We start from the raw sequence: 23,343 nt of genomic DNA, 5'->3' as shown, positions 1-23,343 counted from the left end.
TCGCCCCTTTCGTACTGTACGTTCGCTTATTTTTGAAGGGAGAGAGGAATTAATGCCTTATGGTTCAAGGAAAAAATCTAATTCGGATCTAATTGTAGGGGTACCATGTAATACTTGGGAGAAGCGTTGGGAGATTAACGATGTATTACACGGGAAAACCTATTTGCCTTTTACCATGTAATACACGGGAAAGCCATTGGTCACAAGTTAAGGTTGTAAGCTAGTTGTCAAGGGGATTAATGAAGGTGCTTGAAAGAAAAATTCAGGTGTGCCTCGTTGCTTTTCGCTTAAGGGTGCGACAATTAACCTAACGTTGGGTTTTCGTTGTCGTTTAACAATGCCTAAATCTTGATTTTCTGGCGCAGCAAAATATTTGATAGGGTCAGAAGCGAGACCTTTTTGATGAGCAATATAAAAATGGTAAAGACCGCGATAAATCATTTCGCGCATAAATGGAGTCAAAAGGTAAAGCAAGTTCGTCGGCGACAGCATCTCCGCGCATCAACCAACACAGCATAAAATAACCAAGTTCCCCAAATCTGTAATTGAAAATGGCTTCCATCGTCCAGTTCTGACTTTGAACCTCCCAGATCATCCAAACAATATTGAATCCAATCACCAACGAGGATAGGATGACCGATGAATTGCGGCTGCGATAGAAGCGGATCGTCGTCTCCCGCCAAAATAGGAAGGTACTAAAGAGACAAACAAGGTAAGATACTCCTGCACTGAAGAACAGGCTGGTTTGAAGACCCGAAGGCAGATTTGCGTATCCAAGCGCGATCGCTGTCAGGCAAACTCCGAGCGCGAGGTACAGGAAAGTAAATAAGGTAAATCGTTTCATTATTTCTTCTCCAGTGAAGCTTATTCTCTGTACCAGACACGCACACATTGAAAGCAATTGACTGTAACGCCTTGACCGAGCATCACTGAGTAAAAACCATTACTGACAGTCACTCCGTAGACACCATCACTTGTACCTTCGATACGATCTGGTAAAACAATGGTTTCAACATTGATCACCTGTGTTGACATGGTGATTGTTCCTTGTAGGTGATTAAAGCTGATTGGCACTTAGGCATCCATCTACTTTCCGTTCCAGGATTTCGGAATAATCTGCTAATCGTTCATACAGCCGAGCATTTTCTAATGAAATTGCTGCCTGAGCAATCAACAGTTTAAGAACTTGCAAGCGATCGCTGGTAAATACTCCGGTAGTGAGATTGTTCTCTAGATAAAGAGAGAATGTGCTGTTATTAGAGTCGCAATTTAAGAATGTTAATCCCACCAAGCAAACAAGTACTGAGATGAGACCTCAATCTCGTCACAACTAAAAGTAAATTTTACAAATTCGCCTGCAAAGTCTAAATCTTTGACACCTACGACTTTTATACCATCAATAGCTACATTCGCATCACCAATAGTAAAAGCAACACCATCGAATGTCGCTACTGCTCCTCTATCAACACAGCGTTTACCAAATTCTATAAACTTAGTAATTGTCGGTGCGGCATTGTAATAAGTATTTGCAGTTGTATAACTTTGGGTGAGCAATTGCTCTAACTTATCCAAAGATAAACCACTGAATTTAATGGCGTTGGGAGTATATTCTACTATTGCTGTCCCTAAAATATCTTCTAATGGCTGGCTATTCTCAGTCATATCAATTACGAGTACACTAATACTATTTTACGTCATGCCTGAACGTCTGCGAAAAGGCTTGTGTTAATGCTTGGATAGCACGGCTATTCGATTCGACAATTTGCTGAAGTTTATGAAATTCCGTTGCTAGGGACTTTGCGGGTAGTAAAACAGTATTATTTTAGCGAAAAAATACTGCTATATAGTAAAAAGTGCGTTTCAACACATTAAAATCAAGATTAATTGGGACTTTGAGGGTAAAAATTTTTTATGGTTCGATATACTATCAGTTTTTTATTCATTATCTTACTAACAGCAAACCTAATATTTCCTCCATTGGCGTTAGCAGAAGTTAAACTTCAAACACCCTCCTTGTCTCAGATACAAACTACAGCACAATCAATTTCTCCCAAAGCAGCTTTAGAAAGATTATTTATTAGCAAACAAATACAACCTGAGTGGTTTGCATCGGACTTTTTAGCTCAAATTTCAATTGCACAGATCCGACAAGTAATTGCTAAGTTAAAGAATCAACTGGGAACTTATCAAGGCATACAAAATAACGCTCAAGATTTCTTGGTTCTCTTTAGCCAAGCCTCAGTGCCAACTAAAATAGTTTTGAATACCAAAGGACAGATTTCGGGGTTGTTATTCCAACCACCGCAAGCCAAAGTCATTAGTTTGGAAGAAGCGCTTGCTCAATTTAAAGCTTTACCCGGTAAAGTGAGTTTTCTGGTTCAGGAAGGCAAAACGACAAAGGCTGCATTAAATACCACAATACCCCTAGCTGTTGGTTCAGCCTTCAAGCTAGCCGTACTCCAAGCACTGAAATCAGAAATTGCTTCAGGCAAACGGACGTGGAAAGATGTCGTGCAACTGCAACCTACTGAGAAAAGTTTACCATCAGGAATGTTACAAACATGGCCAGATGGATCGTACTTGACAGTGCAAACACTGGCATCTTTAATGATTTCTCTTAGTGATAATACGGCAACAGATATATTAATTAACTTGCTGGGACGACAGGAAATTGAGCCAGTGTCACCCCGTAACCGTCCCTTCCTAACGACCCGCGAACTCTTCGTTTTGAAAGGTTCCGGAAATCGGAACTTGTTGAAACGCTATCAAACAAGCAACGAATCCCAACGCCGCACAATTCTGAAAGAGATTGCCAAAAAGCCACTTCCTGATGTGAATGAATTTGTGGGAACTAACCCAGTTGCCCTAGATATAGAATGGTTTTTTACAGCAGAAGAACTCTGCAAACTCATAGGACAAGTTGCCGATTTGCCACTAATGAGTATTAATCCTGGTGTTGCCAATGCTGATAATTGGCAACAGGTAGCGTATAAAGGCGGCTCTGAGCCTGGTGTTCTCAATCTGACAACTTGGTTACAAGCAAAGAACGGCAAAAATTACTGTGTGGTTGCTACTGTCAATAACAGCAATGCACCCATAGAAGAATCGAAATTTATGGCATTGTACAGTGGGGTGCTTGCTAAACTAGCACATGAAGAGATTTAACCAGCATTTTCACAATCCATATGCACCACACAATTTCTCCCTTGTGCTTTCGCCTGGTAAAGTCCTTGGTCAGCAGCAGCAATTAAGGTTGCGCTTGATGATTGACTGTGAGGAATTATACTCGCCACTCCAAGACTAACCGTGATGAATTGACTGACCTGAGAATTCGGATGAGATAGTTGTAATGCACTAACATTGGTTTGAATCTCTCTTGCAACTGCAATAGCCCCTTCGAGATTGGTATTTGGTAAAATGACTGCAAACTCTTCTCCACCATACCGAGCAACTAAATCAGCAGGGTGTTTAACTGTCTGAGAGATTGCCTTGGCAACGTGTCTGAGTGCATCATCTCCCGCCAGATGTCCACAGGTATCGTTGTAAAGCTTAAAGCAATCGACATCACACAAAATTAACGATAGCTCGGCTTGCTCTCGTGCCAACCTTTGCCACTCGGCGTTGAGTATGTCATCAAAGCAGCGCCGATTTGCTACTTGGGTCAGCCCATCCGAAGAAGCAAGGCGCTGTAATTCCTGGTTTGCTTGCTGTAGTTGGTGGTAAAGTTCTGATTGCTGAATGGCGATCGCTGCTTGAGCTGCGAGTTGGTTAAACAAGTTAATCTCCGATTGCTGCCATTGTCTGGTTTTAGTGCATTGATGAGCAATTAATAATCCCCACAAACGTTCTTGCTGCAAGACGGGAACGATAAGGTTTGCCCGGACGTGCAAACTCCGGAGGAGGTTAACATGACATGGTGCTAGCCCTGCAGTTTCAATGTCTTCAATTGCTCTGGTATTACCTTGTTGGTAGTAAGCTGCATGGGTAGATTGAAAGCACGTGTCCATGACGTGAAAGCCAAGAATAGACATGCACTCTTGTGCTAGGGATTCTACAGCAACCAACCCACTCCAGTCTGGTTCAAACCGATAAATCACCACTCGGTCTACTTCAAACAATTGCCGTACCTCAGAAGCCGTAGTTTGCAAAATATAGTCTAACTCCAATGATTGTCGGATGCGCTGTGTCACAGCAGCTACAATTCGCTCAGACTCGCTTTGGTGTTGGATACGTTGCTCAACCAGCTTACAAGATGCCGATGCTACAGTTAAAGCGATCGCATCAAAGTGAGGGGTTGTAGTAGCTGGCACTTCACTGGGTTTGGCAATCAAATAACCTTGAGCAAAGGTTGCTCCTCGTTCTCGCAACCAGTTCAGTTCTTCAATGCACTCAATCCCTTCAGCGACAGTCCGAATATTTAACTTTTGCGTAATTTCTAGAAGCTTCTCAGTAATTGAGGCTTTGTACAAGTCTTGATGCACATCTCGAATTAAACCCATGTCCAACTTAATAAAGTCTGGTCGTAACTGGTGGAGCAAGTTTAAGCTAGAATAACCAGAACCGAGGTCATCAAGAGCGACTAAAAAACCAGCATCTCGATAGTACTGAAGTACTGTTTTGAGGTGGGCTAAATCTTGAGGATTGTCTGACTCGACAACTTCAAAGACAACTCGCTCGTGGGAAATCCCTGCTTTGTCGATCGCTTCTACCGTACTGCGTAGGCAAGAAACGGGGTCATAAAGTGCAGTTGGCGAACAATTGATGAAGATGTGCCCGCTTACTTGATGGCGGTTAGCTTGAGCGATCGCGCTTAGGCGAGCAACTCGGTCGAGTTGTGGCAAAAGTCCTGACTCAGTTGCTAACTCCAAGATCTGTCCCGGCGGCACTAAATTGCCTTGTTCATCTAGTCCTCGCAACAGAGATTCATATCCGTAAATCTGGGATGTATCCTTGATTGAGACGATCGGTTGAAAGTGACTGGTGAATCGTTCTGTTGCCAGCATTTCAACCAGCCAGTCGGACTGGCTAAACTTAATAAAGCGTTGCAGTGAGGCGATATCACTAAAGTCCTGAAGTTGAGGTTGGATAGCGCCTCGAATGAAAAGGACTTGTGTCTCTCTTAATTCTCTCGGTGCAAGGAGTTGAGCCAAGTGACGAGCAATTTCTTGCGTCTGTCCGGCTTTACACTCCAAACTCAGCCCCGGTCGCTCGTGCATCAGTTCATACTTAAGCTGGAACTGCTGTAGGTAGGAGGTGACTTTTTTCAGGGTATGTGGAATGGGGAACCAGAGAAAGAGCCTACCTGCTTCCTTAGTCCGGCAGCGTGTAACATTTTGACAACGACAAGTCTTGATGATAGAAGATGTTTGCTCCATAGATAATCACTGTGCTCAACCCAATTTACTCTAGTATTCCCCCCAGTCTTCTTCTAATAAATAAACTGCTCTTTAAGCATATGAAGATTTAATGAGTCTGGGAAACGGAGCTAACCAACATATGTGTAGTCTCACAAGTTAAACCCATCCCAGTTTACTCCAGATATATAAAGAATTGATGAAATCTGATAAAAATGCGGATTTTCTATTTGTAGGTAGAGGAGTCCCAAGGGACGCAATACTTGTCGGTTAAGTTTAAAAATACGAAAACACGTAGGTTGGGTTGAGGAACGAAACCCAACATTTATCAGCATTTGTTGGGTTTCACACACGGGTTTACCCAACCTACAATTTCCGAGATCCCTTGCAGTATTGCCAAGGGACGAGTCAAGGAACTTTTGAATTAGCACTATATAATGTGGGATGGCGATCGCGTCGCTAGTAGTTTAGAATTTTACTACATAAATACAGAGGATACAAAAGAAAGCGTCTCTGTGTTTCCTGTACTTTCTAAGACGAAGATAGAGGTTACAATCAAGATTATGAAGCCAATGCCTGTAGGACTCGGTAGCTATGAGAATTAAGCAAATTTCCGTCAAAGGCTTATTCGGAATTTTTGAGCATATAATTCCATTGAACCTGGATGAACGTATCACCATCATTCATGGTCCAAATGGTTTTGGAAAGACTGCGATATTAAGACTTTTAAATGGTTTTTTTAACTCCCGATATTCAGAATTAAGAGCGCTCGCATTTAGAAGTTTTCGAGTTGAGTTTGATGATAGCAGTGTTATTGAAATTATAAAAAACTCTGAAAATGATAAAAAAAAATATAATGATATTGGTTTTTATTTTTATCAACCTAATTTAGAAAAACTTTCTTTTTATCCAAAACAAATACAGATACGTTCTGACATAGACTTTCCAATTAGTATTTTAGATGACGTGATACCAGGACTAGAACGAATAGGACCAAGAAAATGGCTATATCTTACTGAGGAAACACTTTCTTTAGAAGAAGTTATAGAGCGTTTTGAAAATTTATTGCCTGCCAATTTTTTTAAACTACAAGAATCACAAGAAGAGCCGAAGTGGCTAGAAAATCTGAAGAGTAATATTCATATTCGCCTGATTGAATCACAACGCTTGCTTAACTTTGTTCCTAAGCGTTCTTCCAGAATAAATCGTCCAACACCTTCAATGTTGTCAACTGTATCAGCCTATTCTGATGAACTTGCTAAGCTGATGCAAGATAAATTTAAGGAATACGGTACAATATCTCAATCTCTTGATAGAACTTTTCCTGTAAGAGTGGTGAAGCAACAGCCATCCTCAGATTTAACAGATGAACAGCTTGGCATTCAACTAAACAATCTTGAGGAAATGCGCTCTCATCTTATAGAAGTAGGTCTTTTAGATAAAGACGAAGATACAGAATTTCAAATCCAACCTCAAGATATTGATGAAAGCACTAAAAATGCTTTGTCTGTATACGTAGAGGATGTTGAAAAGAAATTGAGTGTTTTTGCTGAAGTAGCCGACAAAATTGAGTTGCTCAGGACAATTATTAATAACAAATTTGCTTATTCCTACAAAGAGATAAGCTTTAGTAAGGATAAGGGATTTGTTTTTTCAACACATTATAAATCTCCATTATCTAATACAAAAACTCTTTTGCCAACAGATTTATCATCTGGCGAGCAACATGAGTTAGTGCTTCTCTATGAACTGCTATTTAAAGTCGAGCCTAACTCCCTAGTCTTAATTGATGAGCCTGAGCTATCTCTTCATGTAGGATGGCAGATTCAGTTTTTAAAAGACTTGCAAGAAATTATAAAGCTTACAGATTTAGATGTTCTAATGGCTACTCATTCACCAGATATCATTCAAGATCGCTGGGATTTAACGGTTGAACTCAAAGGGCTAGAAAAGTGAGAGAGTTTCTGACAGTTGACCGTGAAGCCAACCAAATTCGATTACGGCGGAGCACTTTTTCAGGAACTTTTTTATTAGTGGAAGGGAGTTCTGACAAAACTTTCTACGATCGCTTTGTTGATAAGGCAGCTTGTCAATTAGTCAGCGTTTCGGGAAAACCCTCCAGTAAGCTGCGTGTTATCGCTGTTCTAGAAATTTTGGAAAAATCAACTTTCCAAGGAATTCTAGCTATCATTGATGCAGATTTTGAACGCCTTGAAACTTTTATATACAGCAGCCCTAATCTGCTTCGCACCGATACTCATGACCTTGAAACTATGCTAATCAACTCACCAGCACTTAATAAAGTAGTCGCTGAGTTTGCATCTGAAGAGAAAATTGTTGCCCAAGATCGAACCTCATCCAACCTCACACCCCTATCTTTTTCGCTGGAAGCAGACAGTTTATACAACAGATGTTGCCACCAACCAAATAGCTACACCCAGACCAGCGACAGCTATAGTTGTGAAAACTGGATGCTTTGAGGCTTTCACATATATACTACCCGATCTAATCCATTCTTGATGCGTTCCTCTCTCGTGCATGCCATACCCAGCCTGATAGAGTGCGTTATCCTCTCTATCTCGCGAAGGGCGATCGGACTGCTGGGAAGGAAACATCCATATCTCCATTAACTTGTCCATCAGGCGTGGAGATATGCCACCTAGCACGGCGAAGAACTTAGCCTAGAAACCAACGTACATATCTCGCTTGGGATGCTCTGCAGAATACAAAATGGCTTCAGCCACTGCCTCCGGTGAGTAGATCGTACCGCGATGGGCAGGTTGTTTGAGCATATAACTGCGGGCGTGCTCGTTATATGGGGTGTCGATGCGTCCGGGATGAATTAACGTCACTGAGACAGGGGCTTTTTCTGCCTCCAACTCCATCCGAAGAGCATCTGTCCAGCCATGTAGTGCGTGCTTTAAGGCTGAATAGGTAGACTGAACGGGTGTTGCGCGATCGCCAAAAAAGCTACCAATGTTTATCAGCGCCCCGCTACTCCCACGCTCTTTAAAGTGCTTGACAGCAGCACGCGAGCCATAAACGGTTCCTCAAAAGTTGGTATTGAACATGCGCTTCATGTCCGGTATTGAAACCTCTGTACAGAGACCAAAAATAGCCAATTCCACTGGAGGCACCGGTAATGACAATAACTTGGTTTCGGAGTGGTTTGAGTGAAATAGCTATAGCTTTTAACTTTCAACGAAATTTTTATATAGGATTCCTATATTTGCTCATCAACCAAACTAACTTTTAAAGCTTTAACAAACCTCTTATCAAAGAAGTTGATTTCTGTTAAATCAACTTGTAATCGCAAATACAAATTATTAGCAATCGGTGACCAGTAGGTAGGGCTATGCCCCACATCGTGAACGTTTGGCATAACCTTACCTACAAAAAACGTTCATTTTAGACTGGAAAAGGAGTCGTTTCTCGCTATACTTAATTATTTCAATTTTGCCTGCAATGTTATGCCTAATTGCTATTTATGGTGATTCTTAATGAATTTAGCAGATGATTGCCAAAATGGCTATATTATACTTAATTTTCTGTTTTACCCTTTTTCTTAAGGTAGATTTTATAGTAAAATCAATCTTTTTTCAGATTATTTATAACACAATAATTTTGAGTTCTAATTCAAAAGTCATTTGGAGACAGGTAAAGATGGTAGTTCTGAATTTAGTGTGTCTTTAGAAAGATAATTGTAACGTCCCTTTGTGTTTGAATTGACTAATAGCTATATATATTTAAACAGTAGCTGGCATACAAGAAAGTGGAATCAGAAAAGATGTCACACTCAGAAATGCTATATCGAGTTCTCGGTAGTACGGGAGAGAAAGTTTCTGCGATCGGACTGGGTGGTTGGCACATCGGATTGAAGTACGTTGATGAGGAATTGGGTATACGTATTGTTCGCACAGCTATCGATCGCGGTATTACCTTTATGGATAACTCGTGGGATTACAACGGTGGGGTCAGCGAGATTCGCATGGGAAAAGCGCTGCGTGATGGTTACCGAGACAAAGTCTTCCTGATGACGAAAATTGACGGTCGCTCCAAAAAAGAAGCTGCCAGACAGATAGACGAATCTCTTCAACGCCTTCAAGTTGATTGCATCGAGCTCGTGCAGCACCACGAAATTATCAGATATGAAGACCCACATCGAGTGTTCGACGAAGAAGGAGCGAATGCCGCTTTTATTGAGGCGCGTGAAGCTGGTAAGCTCAGATACATAGGCTTTACCGGACACAAAGATCCTCATATTCATTTGCATATGCTTGAAGTTGCAGCCACTTGCGGTTTTAAATTTGATGCTGTTCAAATGCCCCTTAATGTAATGGACGCGCACTACCGAAGCTTTGCAAAATTAGTTGTGCCAGAACTAGTCAAAAACAACATTGGCATTCTTGGCATGAAAACCATGGCAAACGGTATTCTTTTAAAGTCAAAGACTGTAACGCCAATTGAGTGTCTGCACTATGCCCTGAATCTGCCCACATCTGTTGTGGTTACGGGAATTGAGCTGTTGCTGGTGCTGATGGAGAAGTTTCAGAAGCTGCACACGCTCTAACTTGCTCACTAGGCGGCATTTCCTGTAAATATACAGCAACTTCAGAATCTGATAGTTCTTATTCGTTAAAACATCATGGCAATAACAGAAACTCCAGTTGGTAGGAAAAGTCTGGTAGCGTTTGCGTCTTATTCTCACGCTAACATAGAGTCGGAAAAGTCTGGTATCGTTTGCGTCTTATTTTCACCCAAACATAAAACTGTTAATATCTTTCCTTATAGGCACTTTGGATAAACAAATGAACATTGAAGAAGGCTGGAGGCAGATGCAGGAGGCATTGATGTTCCGTAAGATAAGGGAGCATCCCAATTTGGAAAAAACACGCCTGTGATTGGAAATCACGGCTGCACAAACTAAGAGGGCGCTACGCAGGCTACACATTATAGTCCACGTAGGTGGACTTTGTTTGTATAGCCCCAGAATTCTATTCTGAGGGCAATCTGCCAAATTGGGATGCTCCCTAAGATAATGCAAACAATTTGGGGTGGTTCTGTAAACTGAATTACACCATTGACTTAAGAATAAAAATCATATATTCTGCTGCTCATGTGTAGCAATCAAATATAGCAGTCCTAAATGATTTACAAACACCTCTTCCTTGTATTCCTTGTCTCCCTTGTTTGGAGATCAAATAGGATTGCTATATATGAAACGACATAACTATAAAAATAAGTGAATTTAACTTTTGTGAATTTATGCTGGCAGATAAAACATTTGTGTATACACCCGCATCAACCTTTATAGTTTTTGCGTCCGATGCTGACTATGCACCTGCTATGCAGCTGATGCGCTTGTTGACAGATGCAGAGTGTTCAAAAGTACGCGCATTAAAACGTTTTGGTAATGTGTCATCAGCCAATTCAGCCATTGAATGGTTGAATATCAACACTGTGTCTCCAGATGTCATTCAAGAATATTTTCGTGGTGCTGAAACGGCATTTGTATTTATCATGCCCACGGATTTATCTGATGTGACTCAATTGACGCGATCGCTCTTAGAAATTGCCTCTGAAGCCGGAGTGCGCCGTTTTGCTTGGGTTGCACCAGCCTGTCCTCAGGGAACAGAGCTAGGAGATCGCCTCACTGAAGCTGCAAATCTTGTGCGTTCTTCAGAATTAGAAACATTAGTACTAACTCATGCACCCTTACTGTCCGATTTACTGGAGCACAAGAAGGAATTGAAGTTCCGCCGCACCCTATCTCTGCCCCTAGGAAACAGCAGTTTACCTTGGTTAGCACCATCTGTAATTGTTAACGGACTGTATAAGTGGGTGTTGGGTGAACTAAACAATCAGCCTCCAGAAGTGCTGACAGGCTCAACTCAACTAATGGGACAAGATATTGCCAGAGGGCTGTCAGATGTACTGACACAAATCATGAATGCACGTCAGTTTGCTCAACTGCGATTTCAGGCACTCGATCTAGATCGAAGCGGATGCATTGATGCAGCAGAACTGTTGCCCTATCTACTGGATTTAGGATACAGCTATGATGATGCCCAAACAATTCTGCAACAGGCAGATAGAGACGGTAGTGGAACAATCGATTTTGAAGAATTCATTCATGGCTTAGAAGAGCATCTTAACAAAATCTTGGCAGACGTGCCTACAGAGGTGCGTTACTTTGATGTACCTGCATCCGCTGCATTGCATGACTGGATGATGGGCGGCATGAATGATAAAGCAGCTCAGTCCCGCTTACAGTGGCTCACAACATTGGCTCAGCATGGTTTACCAGCACAAGGGCAAGCTGTAACGCAATGGCTGAATTTGCCCAATCCGTCTCTTACAGATTGGGCTAGCCAACATATTTTAGAATTGATTAACGTCTACATTCTGCCGGGAAGAGGCATTCTTACTGTCAGCGAAGGATTATTAGAAGGAAAACCTGCACTCAGCACTCGTCTGTTGCAAGCTAATAACCGCATACTCATTGGTCAGCGCACCCTTGATGGGGAACTTTTGGAGTGGCGAAGGGCAGATGAGGATACCACTCATGTAGAGGAGGTTCGTTATACAGCAGAAAATGGGGATGAACGAGTTCTTAAATTGAGAGACAGCAAGCTCTTGAGCTTGTCGGTTAAAGGACGTTGGGTAGGGCGGCGGTTGGCAATTCAACTGTTCTTTCAAGATGAACCTTTGCCACGTTGGCAGGTTGCTTTATTCCGGGAACTAGGAGAACTGCAAATTGAAGAAGCCATTACACTGGGTTCTGATAGCGATATCGTTTGCAACTGTACAAAAACGACCTGTGGCAAAGTACGAGAATTGCTGGATACAGGTCTGGATACGCTAGAAAGAATTGTTGAGCAAACCCAAGTTACAATGGTCTGTGGAAGTTGTCAACCGCTAGTTGAAGAAATACTGGGTTCGGCAAATCTGGCAGTTGCCGAACTTATTGCCAAGCAGGACTTAGGGCGAAATATGGTGTGCTTCCAGTTTCGTCCGGTGTATGAAGAAATCGTTGCCTCTAAACCGGGACAACATATCTTGATTCAAGGACGGGTCGATGGTAACTGGGTGACTCGCGCATACACCTTGAGTTCACCTGCCCATCAAACAGAGTACTACGAAATCACAGTTAAACGCGAGGAGTTAGGATTATTTTCGCGGTGGTTGTGCGATCGCGCCGATGCCGAAGCCCTGATTCGCATTTCCCAACCACGTGGCGAGTTTGTTTTAGAAGATGAACAACCCGTCGTGTTCTTTGCTGGGGGGATTGGGGTGACTCCCGCGATCGCTATGATGCGAACCCTTGCGCGTTGCAGCGATTCCCGCCCGTTTCACCTCGATTGGTCTGCTCCTCATGCGGAAGATTTCGTGTTTAGATCGGAATTGGAGCAATTGACGGCATCTCACCCGAATTTGACCTTCACTCTGCGAGCAACACGATCGGGAAACAGACTCAATGCAGAAGCAGTCCAACGTCTGTATCCTTATACAAATAACACGGTTGCTTTCATGTGCGGTCCTCAACCCTTCATGGATGCAATGCGCGACTATTTGCAGCAAGCGGGCTGGCAAGATAGCGCCATTCGTCAAGAGTTGTTTTCCTCGAAGTTGGATGAAGAGGGTAAAGTTAAAGCTCCCGTCCGGCAGGTTATTCAACTAGCAGGAGGAATTACGCCGATTGAGCAATACAGCATATATGTTGAGCCAGTCGCCTCAGTCATGCAAGAAGCAGAAGTCTTTCTTAAACAATGTTACTTGGAACAAGGATTAGCAGAAGTATTCATGCCGCGCTGGCAAGAAGTGAAAGCTGCCATTGAGCAAACAGGAACTTACGAACACACTTATGATGAACTTGCCTATGGCGCAAAGCTAGCTTGGCGCAATAGTAACCGTTGCCTGGGACGAAATTTTTGGCAAAGTTTGCAAGTACGCGATCTGCGACATCTGCAAACCGAGGAAGAGATTTTCCAAACTCTAGTGGAACACATTCAGTTTGCCACCAATAATGGCAACTTGCGATCGACCATTAGCATTCTCAGTCCTTGCTTAAAGATTCGGGTATGGAACAATTTGATGCTGCGATATGCAGGTTATCGGCAACCAGATGGTACTATTTTAGGCGATCCTGCAAATGTGGAGTTGACTGAGCAAGCACTGAAACTTGGTTGGTCTAAAGAATCTCGAACCCGCTTTGATGTGCTACCGTTAATTATTCAAATTGGAGAAAGAGAGCCAAAATGGTTTGAAATTCCGCCAGAAATTATTATGGAAGTTCCTCTTTCCCATCCCCGCTACGACTGGTTTGAGGAATTGGAATTGAAATGGTTTGCCTTACCTGCGGTTACTAACATGATGTTAGATATGGGTGGCATTCAATACCCTACACCATTTAATGGCTTCTATATGGGTGCGGAAATTGGGGCGAGAAACTTCAGCGATCGCGATCGCTACAATATGCTGCCGATTCTTGCCGAGAAAATGGGCTTAGACTGTAGCGAAACGAGCACACTTTGGCAAGATTTAGCGTTGATAGAACTGAATGTGGCTGTACTACACTCATACAAAAAAAATGGAGTACGGATATTAGATCACCATGCACTGACTGCTTCTTTTATGCAATTTGTGGATGATGAACAAAAATGCGGTCGTCACGTTTATGGCGATCGCATTTGGCTAATTCCACCAATATCCGCTTCAACAACTCCGGTATACACTGTAGAGTTTGAAAACCGTCTTCTCAAACCCAATTATTTCTACCAACGCGATCCCTGGAAAACGGAATCTACAACTGGTAAGTGTCCATTTCACCATCAGGCTTAAGAAACATTGGGCTTCGTATCAATTTTCTATGCGAGTTTGCAGAAAATTGCTGTCAGCTAAAGACAAAAGTCTTTTAGGTATAAGTGTAACGCCATGAGCTATGAAAAAAATTGGTTTAAATTAGTTCTGAGTTTGCGCGGTTCCGTTATTAAAGATATTAAATATCAGGTAGCAGTGAGTATGTTCATTGCTCTAATCGTTACAACCATCTACGAAAAAGGATACACCGGATTTAGCCAACCTAGTCTAGCTGGATTGATTCCAGGTATAGTGTTGGGCTTACTGCTGGTTTTTCGCACTAACACTGCCTATGAACGCTTTTGGGAAGGTTGGCAGATTGCTGGGATGACAATATTTACAGGGCGCAATCTTTCCCGGCAAATGTGGATGAATATCATCGTTAAAAATTTGGCAGAGAAAGAGGAGAAAGCTACTTATGTACGATTAATTGCCGCATTTTTTGTGGCTATGACACAACATTTGCGGCGAGAAGGAGTAGACGATCGCCTCAAATCTCTCTTAGAGCCAGAACATTATTTGAACTTAAAAAATGTCAGCAATATGCCACTCAAAATCACACAATGGATTGGAGCTTATTTAACTAAACAATATACCCATCAACACATAGATAGCTTTCAATTTTCTGCTCTCAACCGCTTGCTTGACCAATTAGTTGAGTGTTTATCGCGCTGCGAACGTATTCTAAATGCACCAATGCCCAGAGCTTATTCAATGCATTTACGGCATTTATTGATTTTGTATTGTTTTGCCCTGCCTTTTCAAATAGTCAAAGATTTGCATTGGTGGGCAGTACCAGTTGTTGGCGTTGTTGCTTTTGCATTGTTTGGCATTGAAGCAATTGGGTTGGAAATTGAGAATCCGTTTGGTTACGATGCAAATGATATTCCTTTAGACAATCTTTGTCGCAAACTGCATGGCGATATTGAGGATTTAATTGCTTCTGATGAAGATGGGATAGTTAATTTAGATCCCAATACCTTATGATGATAACAGCTATAACTTTTAGGCATATGAAATTATTTTTATTTAGAATTGTTTATGTTAAGTACATAATTAATTTAAATCCCTATGCCTTATAATTATTATGAATATAACTTTTACAGCAAATTTCAACTTGGTGAGGTACGAAAATTACCCCCCTCTGTCCCCCCTTACCAAGGGGGGATGAAAGGGGGGTGTACCTCATAAGACTGAGAAAGGCTATAGGCATATCAAATAGATTTATGGAATTACGACATCTTAAATATTTTGTGACTGTTGCACAAGAACTGAGTTTTAGTCGTGCTGCTGTCCGACTGTTTATTTCCCAACCTGCGTTAAGCCGTCAAATCAAAGACCTTGAAGATGAACTGGGCGTTTTACTGTTTGAGAGAAAATCTCATGGATTGACACTCACAGAAGCAGGGAAATTTTTTCTCAAACAAGCAAAAGATATTTTGGATCGCAGTGACATCGCTGTGCAAACCCTCAAGACTCATTATACTAATATAGATGAGTGTTTAGCTGTTGACTGTATGCCAACTATCCTCCAGACTGTTCGGGATAATTCTCAGAAAATTGAGACAACAGCAGCAATGCCGATAACAATCTTTCCTACAGAACGCGACGTTGTTTTAGAACCTCCAGAAGGATCGGTTCCCCTCGCTTCCAATCTCTACATTGAGCGACTGACTATCGAACAAACTTGTTATCAAGAAATTCTTCAACCTCGTGCCTTCATTCGCATCTTTGCACCTCGAAAGATGGGAAAGACTTCCCTAATTGCACGAATTCTGGAATCTATCAACAACATCTTCAGTATCAGTTGTGGTAGCTTCAACAGTATCCTCAATTAGCTGACGCCTTTCAACAGGTTTTAGCGGCTCCAATCCAGTTACAGATGGAGGTGGCGTTTAAGTTAAAAAGTTTAGGATTGGTGCATATAATCGAGAATCAAGCAACTGTTAGCTGCGAGCTTTATCAAGAGTACTTCCGCAATTATTTTTCTTTAGTGCCATACAGGCTTAACTTATCACCAATAGACATCTATTGAAATTCAAGCCACTCTACCGATTAAAATATTGACTTTAATTCGATGCGATCGCCAATTTTTAGTGACTCTTGAATATTATGGCTAATAAATACAATAGTTTTGTGAATGAACCACATCTTTTTTATCTCACGCAAAGGCGCAAAGGCGCAAAAGAATTAAGAGTGTGGTCTAAATAAGTGAAAAATGCTGTAAGTTGAGAGATAACACGTTCGTTATTCATGAGGCGCTGAAAATTGGCGATCTCATTGCCGTTATGAAAGATGGCTCTATTGTTCAAGTCGGTACCCCCTCTGAACTCATTACCCAACCCGCCTCCGACTACATCCGCGCCTTTACTAGGGATGTGAAGACCTAACGTGATGCATAAAAACTTTCCTAAAGCCAATGCTTTAACCAGCCTAGAAAATATTTTGCACCTCTACCAACAAGGACTACAGGTTGCTGTGGTTGATGCCGAAGAGAAATTTCAAGGTGTTGTTGAAGCGTCTGATGTTCTTGCTAGTATGAGCAGTTCGCTTATATAACTTATTCTGCTCGAAAACTAAATACGATCGGGGTCAATATTCAACTCGCGTAATTTGGCAGCCAGTTTTTCAGCCCGTTGTGCTTCACTGTGTGCCCGTTGTGCTTCGGCTTGTGCTTGCTGTTGAGCTATTTTGACCTGTTCTTCAGGTGTTGGATAGCGCTGTTGGTGTTCGTCGTACCAATACAGCCACTCACGGGTAATTCCGCCATAACTTCCACGAGCACAGCCAATTCCCAACCCTATTTCTGGCATCCAAACTGGGTTTCCCTGCTGTAATACATACTTACCGTTGACTAGTTTATGTACTTCTAAGCGAGGTTTGCGACGGCGGCGCGATGAGTAAATTACATAGTAGAGTACGCCTAACGTTGCATACTCATCTTTTTTGGCACTGTATTCTTTACGATAAGTTTGGGATACGACTTCTAAAGCTAGAATTGGGACGACATTTTCATCCCAAAGTGCATAACTTGGACGTAACTCTTCATCATAAAATCTTTCCACACCCAAACTGAGAAATCCATCCGGCACTATTGGCGGTTCATCTGGGTGAGTGTAAATCCCCATATCAATGCCGAAAAACCAGTCCATCCGCTCTGACCAAAGCATCAGTAGGGTGGCTTTTAACAGTCCTGGTAACAATTCTTGCAGTTCGTTATCCACAGGTGTTTCGTCCGAGTCGGGCAGTTCTTCTGCCGAAGGTAGATATTGCGGCAATTTGTACTCTAGCATGGCGGAGTATCAAGTTTGGTTTGGGGTTCTAAAATAATTTTAGACGGTTTAATTGCCCAAATCGCTGAAAAACCATCGACACTTTCGTCAGGCGAATCTCCCGCATCCGTTTTGAGTCCACATGGGCAACATCTTCATCATCTTTTGCCGAACTCAATGAATTTTTGGGCTGGTTGTGTGCCAATCTCTTCAGGCAGTTGAATCTCAATCCCATACTGAACGAGTATTGGGGATAAGGGTAGCTTGAATCATATCTTGCACCACCATGATGATTGAGAATTTTGTGGAGTGGGCACTGCTTACCCTTGGCTCAAACGTTTATTTTTACTTAAGCGATCGCTTAGCGGGATTTGTCCGACCGCTCCTTGATATCATGCAAACTATCCCAACCTTTAGCCAAGAACAAGTGCAGGATTTAGCCCTTCGTCACGGATTATATCTTTTCTATAGACTCGTCCGGAAATTAATGTAGAACGCTTATTTGACAAGGGTAGAACCTTAATTTTCGGACAGGTCTTATGACTGTACGTTCGCTCATTTTGTTAGGGAGAGAGGAATTAATGCCTGACAGGGTAAGGAAAAACCCCCTAAAGAATGAGATTGTGCTACTACCGTGTAATACGTGGGAAAAGGTGGAGGAGAATGACGGTGTAATACATGGAAAAAGAATGGGAAAAGAAACTGAGGAAGTCCGTGTATTACATGGGAAAGGAAATTTCGAACAAGAGTGTTACACGAATCCCGGTTCTACCCTGCAATACAGGGGATGGCAGCACTATTCAAAGTTGAATCTACGGTGTAATACACGGTAAGAGTTCATGTTGAAATGGGATGGCAATGAGCGTGTATTATCGCAAGTGGTAAAATCATGTCAAGCTACCCACCGAATCTACTTGATAAAGGGAATCGGGCATTTTCATTAAACGAAGAATTTGTTTTTGTAGCTCACACAAAGCTGTGATGAAGATGGTAGAATCAGGTAACAGGAATATCGTCAATTCGCTCAGAACTTATTTCCATTGTTTTTCGACCTTCACTGATACAGAAAGCGGATTAATACTCCTGTGCTAACTAGCTAGTTAGTACGGTAATAAAGTAATTGAGGGCTTTAAGTGCTGCTTTGTAGCCAGGAGCTTGCTTGCCTAACCTCAAATAAGCGTAAAACTTGGTCACGTAAAGTTTCAAGTGTTGCCACCTGTCGTGGCGTAGTCGCAAGTTCGACCGCAGTAGTTTTGGCTCGATCTATTGGCTCTTTCTCCCGTGTCAAAATTGGTCTAGCATTCCCCCTCATTAGCTGTTCCAAGTAATCGGCTCTAGTCATACCCAAGCATTCAGCACTCATCCCCAGAATCTCCCAAGTTTCATCAGTTAATCTGAGTGAGCGAACTTGACGATAATCATCGTTCTTCAGAGCAAACTTCCCTTGAATGTCTCGCTTCAACATAACTCTTCTTCGGTGTATTACACCGTAAGTTTAACGCGCTTATTGGTGAAGGCGAGAATGTAACTTGCGTATTACACTTAAGGCAGATTTACGACCAATTCCAACCATGTATTACATGGAAACAGCGAATTTTCTTTCTTCCCTGTAATACACGGGTAGGCTAACTCAGCTTTTTCCATGTAATACACGGGTGGGGTTTTAGTAGATCCACAATCATATTGAAACCTTACCCAGTCAGACCTTAATTCCTCTCCCCCTTTCAACCAGGAGCGAACGTACAGCTGAAAGTACGAGTTTTTCGTTGTCCAAATTCAAAGAAACCAGGTAGATGGCATTACTGTACCGGCGCTCTAGAAGAATACCGAAAGTGTATTATGAACTATACAAATATAGGTCTTGGTTACTGTTATCGATACAAGTATGATTGTCGCAACTGCCGAATAACTTCACCTTGAACTTCGCTTTTGACCCGATAGCCACGCTGACATTGTTCCAATTTAATATTGTCTACGAAGAACCTAACAATATATTCTACTGATGCAACTTGTTGACTACTGTTCTCCTTTATTTTCTCCATCCAAATTTTTGGAGCTTGCCACAATGATTGGGGACTTTTGAACCTTTCGTTAAGCCAATTAGCTAATTCTAAGACAGAGTCGTCCAGTTTCCTTTCATCAACTTTGTGTTGGGAAATATTCTGATACAACTTATTAACTCTTAGCTTCAGCAATTCAATTTTTCTCTCCCATTCTTCTTGTAAATTATCGGGGTCTTCCTCTGTCAAATCTGGGTCTTTGAGCCATGTTTTATACCAGGTTCTCACTGAATTCATCAGCGTATCTTCTTCGGCTAATTCTTTGATTGAAAATAATCTTCGCTTGCCTTGGTGAGAGCCTATCACCTCTAATCCAATTTCTTTGATTATCTCTAGATAATTGTTTTGAATATTCTGCCTTTCCTCTATGTTCAGTCCATCCTTTTCTAGAATCTTAATTTTCTCGCTCAAATCTCTAAGTTTTTGGTTAATTTCTTCGAGAAATCTGTTGACTTTCTTTTCAGCCAATAGGCGTTCTCGTCCGGTTTCTTTCTTGAAGCGTCTGCGTTCATCGAACTCTGTCTCTTTCTCGCTCAATCTATAGATGAAGTTTTAGTTGTATAGTTTATAGTCTAGATGTATAAGAGGATGTTTGTAAAGTCTACCGTTGCATCACTATCCCCCTAGCCTAGGATGTTGATTCGGATTTGCCATCTTAAGTGGTTCTTCAGAAGTTGAAGCCTCAGGAGTTGATTATTTCTATGGACGAATTTGGGGGGCCCCTGCTGTTGTGCTCAATTTTGTCTTGATCGGCTGGTTTCTGGGGCGAGAAATGAATGCCTTAGTTTTGCTCATCTCCCTTGTGGGTAATGCTTCCAAATACAATAAAGGTATTACGATCAACAAATAGGCTTTATTGACAAAACTAGACCTATTTTTTTTACCATAGATTGCTACACACTTTACTTCATAAGCTTTCGAGACTCTTTTGTCGTCCAGTCAAATCCCTTATACCTATGAGGTATGAGGCAATACTTGTCGGTTAAGCCTAAAAATGCGAAAACACGTAGGTTGGGTTGAGGAACGAAACCCAACATTGACAGACATTTGTTAGGTTTCACACACGAATTTACCCAACCTACAAAAATTCTTATCCGAGCAGTATTGAGGTATGAGGGATTTTGGTTTGTTGTTTTTGGGAACCTCTAACGGGCACGAATAATAGAACTTCTGAAGTCAATTGCTAACTTTAGCCCGGTTGAGCTTCCGATCAATTTCAGCATCTTTATTCAGATCGACAGAGGCAATTTTCAGATAATGTAAAACTTCTTGATAGATTTGGCTGCTAGCGCGCTCGCCTCGCCTGCCATTCTCTAGTTTAATATCATCAATAAAGAAATCAAGCTGAAACTCAGCGTATGTAATTCCGTCATCGCTATGATTTGTTCTGCCATCATAAAGACCAGCTATGGCTCAATGCCAACAAGAACTGCAGAGGGTTTTGAAGCGAATGCATAGACAACATTCTTGATAATTTCTTGTCCAACTCCAGACGCCATGGTCATAATTGATTCTGGATGGAATTGAACGGCGGCGATCGGCAATACCCGGTGCTCAATTCCCATAATCACGCCATCATCCGAGACTGCTGTTACTTTTAATTCTTCAGGTAATCTTTCAGGTAACGCATATAGTGAGTGATATCTTCCGACTTCAAATGATTGTGGTAAACCTTTAAAGATGATAGACTCTGAAGCAATCACAGAAACACCAGAAACTTTTCCGTGCTGGGGATAGCGAAGAATTCCCAGTTCACCACCATGTGCTTCTACAATCCCTTGCAATCCCAAACAAACACCAAAGATGGGAATTCGACGTTTTTTACAAGCTGCTATTGTCTGTGCTAACTGGAACTCACTTGGTCTACCCGGTCCTGGGGACAGAACAACAAGGTCTGGGCGTTCTGTATCAAACACAGTTTCTGAAAAACCGTGACGCAACGTTGTGACTGTTGCTCCAGTTTGACGAATGTAATTTGCTAGGGTGTGAACAAAAGAGTCTTCATGGTCAACAAGGAGCACACGTTTACCGATCCCAGGATTTGTTTGAGAGGAATCAGCAGTGATGCGATCGCCGGAATTAGAACTTCTGTATTTGCTCTGGTTGAGAGTTTGAAACAGCGCCGCCGCTTTAGTCATTGTTTCTTGGGCTTCGGCTTCTGGTTCGGAATCATAAAGAACCGTTGCACCCACGCGCACTTCCGCAATGGAGTCCTGATATCGCATGGTTCTGAGAATTAAACCCGTATTTAAATCTCCTTTAAAAGTTAAGTATCCAACTGCGCCACCGTACCAGCGTCTAGCACTGCGTTCGTGTTGTTCGAGAAACTGCATTGCCGAGCGTTTGGGTGCGCCTGTAACCGTAACAGCCCACAGATGAGTCAGAAATGCATCTAAAGCATCAAACTCAGGTCGCACTATACCTTCAACGTGATCGACTGTATGGATTAAATGACTGTACAATTCAATTTGGCGGCGGGCAATCACTCGAACTGAACCCGGTTCGCAAATTCGCGACTTGTCGTTGCGATCTACGTCCGTACACATTGTTAATTCAGATTCGTCTTTGCGAGAGTTAAGCAGCTTTTGAATTTGAGCCGCATCATCAATAGCATCTTTTCCGCGCTTGATTGTACCACTGATCGGGCAAGTTTCAACACGTCTGCCTTCAACTCGCACAAACATTTCCGGCGATGCACCAATCAAATACTCTCCACCGAGATTGAAAATGAATCCGTAAGGGCTGGGATTAATTTGCTGCAATGTTCGGAATAGCTGGGTGGGAGGCTTTTCGCAAGCTTGAAAGAAGCTTTGGCTGGGTACAACTTCAAATAAATCGCCACGTCGGAAGTAATCAAGGGCTGTCTCTACTTGGTTTTCATACTCACCTTTTTCATGGTCAGAAGTTTTATCGGGCGTCAGGCGTTTCCCTCGATAATCAATGACTTCACCTGTACGAGGTAAGCCGCGAGTGCTACCATACTGAGTCACAAATTCGTACTGCAAACGGAATGCGCTTTGTAAATAGTGGTCAACAATGACTATTTCATCAGGTAAATAGAGTAATAAATCTCGTTGGTTGTCAGCACGTTCTATACGTTTTGACATTTGTTCAAATTGAAAAACCAAGTCATAACCAAAAGCACCGTACAGTCCCAAGTGCTCGTCTTCAGGGCTGTGGAAGGTATGTACGATCTCTCGAACAATACTGAAGACGGACGGTTGTTTACTTCTTTCTTCTTCTGCAAAAAACTGTTGTGTTGGTCGCACAGAACCAATAACACGATTGTGTTCTCTGCAAACTTCTTGCAAGTATGGATTTTTGCTCAGGAGTTCTCCTAGATAAGGTAACAAAACCATTCCCCGCTCGTTATATGCTGTAATTGTAAAGGAATTATCGCGAGTCGCCAATTCTAGCGGTGGATTGACAAAACCAATTTCCCATCTTTTGTAACGTCCAGGATACTCGTAGCTACTTTTCAGTATACCTCCGCGTTGGGAATCAAGACGTAGTAAAACTTCTTCAATACCAGTTTCAATGGAAGTCTTAGTGACAGAGCGAGACACAAAAATTCCGCCATCGGTTGTGTAGCAATGAATGTCTGGATACACTGGTTGTTCCTCTTAACGATTTTGGATTAACGGATTTTGGATTAACGGATTTTAGATTTTAGATTTGGGATTTGGGATTTGGGATTTGGGATTTGGGATTTGGGGATTGGATTGTTAAATTATTACCCCCCTTAATCCCCCCTTGGAAAGGGGGGAAACAAGAAAAATTCAGTTCCCTCCTCAATCC

General features: G+C 42.1%; 19 protein-coding genes and 5 pseudogenes. 12 read left to right on the top strand and 12 right to left on the bottom strand.

From position 1 onward, the window contains the following. Positions 1–207: 207 nt before the first annotated feature. From F7734_RS16315 to F7734_RS16295, 4 genes and pseudogenes are all read right to left on the bottom strand, one after another. A pseudogene (locus F7734_RS16315) lies at positions 208–548 on the bottom strand (IS4 family transposase); the annotation flags it as partial. 316 nt (positions 549–864) lie between these two features. After that, entirely contained in the window at positions 865–1,035 is a 171-nt protein-coding gene (locus F7734_RS16305) for a hypothetical protein (protein WP_155745689.1), read from the bottom strand. A gap of 22 nt (positions 1,036–1,057) precedes the next feature. Next, positions 1,058–1,288 carry a GAF domain-containing protein gene (locus F7734_RS16300; RefSeq protein WP_155745688.1) on the bottom strand — a complete coding sequence of 77 codons (231 nt, stop codon included), beginning with the start codon at positions 1,286–1,288 and terminating at the stop codon, positions 1,058–1,060. Then, entirely contained in the window at positions 1,279–1,662 is a 384-nt protein-coding gene (locus tag F7734_RS16295) for a hypothetical protein (protein WP_155745687.1), read from the bottom strand. The genes F7734_RS16300 and F7734_RS16295 overlap by 10 nt, the downstream gene beginning before the upstream one ends. Positions 1,663–1,911: 249 nt before the next feature. Here F7734_RS16295 and F7734_RS16290 point away from each other — a divergent pair, with 249 nt between their 5' ends. After that, the gene (locus F7734_RS16290; protein WP_155745686.1) at positions 1,912–3,165 is read left to right on the top strand and encodes a serine hydrolase; all 1,254 of its coding nucleotides are present in this window, start codon (positions 1,912–1,914) and stop codon (positions 3,163–3,165) included. On the opposite strand, the gene F7734_RS16285 is transcribed toward F7734_RS16290, so the two are convergent. Then, positions 3,162–5,375, bottom strand: coding sequence for an EAL domain-containing protein (locus tag F7734_RS16285; RefSeq protein ID WP_155745685.1), 2,214 nt, complete (start codon positions 5,373–5,375; stop codon positions 3,162–3,164). The two genes, F7734_RS16290 and F7734_RS16285, sit on opposite strands and share 4 nt — an antisense overlap. 283 nt (positions 5,376–5,658) lie before the next feature. On the opposite strand from F7734_RS16285, the gene F7734_RS16280 reads away from it, so the two are divergent. From F7734_RS16280 to F7734_RS16270, 3 genes are all read left to right on the top strand, one after another. After that, the gene (locus F7734_RS16280) at positions 5,659–5,817 is read left to right on the top strand and encodes a hypothetical protein (protein WP_155745684.1); all 159 of its coding nucleotides are present in this window, start codon (positions 5,659–5,661) and stop codon (positions 5,815–5,817) included. Between the two features lie 131 nt (positions 5,818–5,948). After that, positions 5,949–7,310: an AAA family ATPase gene (locus F7734_RS16275; RefSeq protein WP_155745683.1), complete on the top strand. Its 1,362-nt coding sequence runs from the start codon at positions 5,949–5,951 to the stop codon at positions 7,308–7,310. Beyond that, positions 7,307–7,834: a DUF4435 domain-containing protein gene (locus tag F7734_RS16270; protein ID WP_347566212.1), complete on the top strand. Its 528-nt coding sequence runs from the start codon at positions 7,307–7,309 to the stop codon at positions 7,832–7,834. The genes F7734_RS16275 and F7734_RS16270 overlap by 4 nt, the downstream gene beginning before the upstream one ends. Positions 7,835–8,035: 201 nt before the next feature. Here the strand turns inward: F7734_RS16270 and F7734_RS63510 are convergent. After that, positions 8,036–8,344: pseudogene (locus tag F7734_RS63510) on the bottom strand (SDR family NAD(P)-dependent oxidoreductase); the annotation flags it as partial. Between the two features lie 233 nt (positions 8,345–8,577). Next, positions 8,578–8,736, bottom strand: coding sequence for a hypothetical protein (locus F7734_RS16260; protein WP_155745682.1), 159 nt, complete (start codon positions 8,734–8,736; stop codon positions 8,578–8,580). Between the two features lie 405 nt (positions 8,737–9,141). Here F7734_RS16260 and F7734_RS16255 point away from each other — a divergent pair. The 6 genes and pseudogenes from F7734_RS16255 to F7734_RS16225 all read left to right on the top strand — a co-directional run. Beyond that, positions 9,142–9,906 (top strand): annotated as a pseudogene (locus F7734_RS16255) (aldo/keto reductase); the annotation flags it as partial. 713 nt (positions 9,907–10,619) lie between these two features. Continuing rightward, positions 10,620–14,195, top strand: a complete 3,576-nt coding sequence (locus F7734_RS16250) for a nitric oxide synthase oxygenase (protein ID WP_166481945.1) — start codon at positions 10,620–10,622, stop codon at positions 14,193–14,195. Positions 14,196–14,288: 93 nt separating this feature from the next. Further along, positions 14,289–15,200, top strand: coding sequence for a bestrophin family ion channel (locus F7734_RS16245; protein ID WP_155745680.1), 912 nt, complete (start codon positions 14,289–14,291; stop codon positions 15,198–15,200). Positions 15,201–15,439: 239 nt separating this feature from the next. Next, on the top strand, positions 15,440–16,051 hold the full coding sequence (locus F7734_RS65330) for a LysR family transcriptional regulator (protein ID WP_279239728.1): 612 nt from the start codon (positions 15,440–15,442) through the stop codon (positions 16,049–16,051). 390 nt (positions 16,052–16,441) lie between these two features. After that, complete coding sequence (locus F7734_RS16230; protein WP_207714115.1) at positions 16,442–16,603, top strand: hypothetical protein; 162 nt, start codon at positions 16,442–16,444, stop codon at positions 16,601–16,603. Between the two features lie 4 nt (positions 16,604–16,607). Further along, a complete protein-coding gene (locus F7734_RS16225) occupies positions 16,608–16,772 on the top strand; it encodes a CBS domain-containing protein (protein WP_155745679.1) in 165 nt (54 codons plus the stop codon). Positions 16,773–16,789: 17 nt separating this feature from the next. Here F7734_RS16225 and F7734_RS16220 read toward each other — a convergent pair whose 3' ends face one another. Both F7734_RS16220 and F7734_RS65325 read right to left on the bottom strand, forming a co-directional pair. Beyond that, on the bottom strand, positions 16,790–17,506 hold the full coding sequence (locus tag F7734_RS16220) for a Uma2 family endonuclease (protein WP_155745678.1): 717 nt from the start codon (positions 17,504–17,506) through the stop codon (positions 16,790–16,792). Positions 17,507–17,534: 28 nt separating this feature from the next. After that, entirely contained in the window at positions 17,535–17,663 is a 129-nt protein-coding gene (locus F7734_RS65325; RefSeq protein ID WP_279239727.1) for a hypothetical protein, read from the bottom strand. A gap of 108 nt (positions 17,664–17,771) precedes the next feature. Between F7734_RS65325 and F7734_RS16210 the strand changes: the two genes are divergently transcribed. After that, on the top strand, positions 17,772–17,978 hold the full coding sequence (locus tag F7734_RS16210) for a hypothetical protein (RefSeq protein WP_155745677.1): 207 nt from the start codon (positions 17,772–17,774) through the stop codon (positions 17,976–17,978). A gap of 599 nt (positions 17,979–18,577) precedes the next feature. On the opposite strand, the pseudogene F7734_RS16205 reads toward F7734_RS16210, so the two are convergent. Together F7734_RS16205 and F7734_RS16200 are read right to left on the bottom strand one after the other, a co-directional pair. After that, positions 18,578–18,950, bottom strand: a pseudogene (locus F7734_RS16205) (hypothetical protein). Between the two features lie 406 nt (positions 18,951–19,356). Next, the gene (locus tag F7734_RS16200; RefSeq protein ID WP_155745676.1) at positions 19,357–20,082 is read right to left on the bottom strand and encodes a hypothetical protein; all 726 of its coding nucleotides are present in this window, start codon (positions 20,080–20,082) and stop codon (positions 19,357–19,359) included. A 106-nt stretch (positions 20,083–20,188) separates the two neighbouring features. Between F7734_RS16200 and F7734_RS63505 the strand changes: the two are divergent. Next, positions 20,189–20,356, top strand: a pseudogene (locus tag F7734_RS63505) (MATE family efflux transporter); the annotation flags it as partial. Positions 20,357–20,951: 595 nt separating this feature from the next. Here the strand turns inward: F7734_RS63505 and F7734_RS16190 are convergent. Continuing rightward, complete coding sequence (locus F7734_RS16190; RefSeq protein WP_166481944.1) at positions 20,952–23,156, bottom strand: anthranilate synthase; 2,205 nt, start codon at positions 23,154–23,156, stop codon at positions 20,952–20,954. Positions 23,157–23,343: the final 187 nt, after the last annotated feature.

The organism is Scytonema sp. UIC 10036, assembly GCF_009725235.1.
Note: the sequence above shows the minus strand (reverse complement) of the source record. Positions and strands in the feature narration are given on the sequence as shown.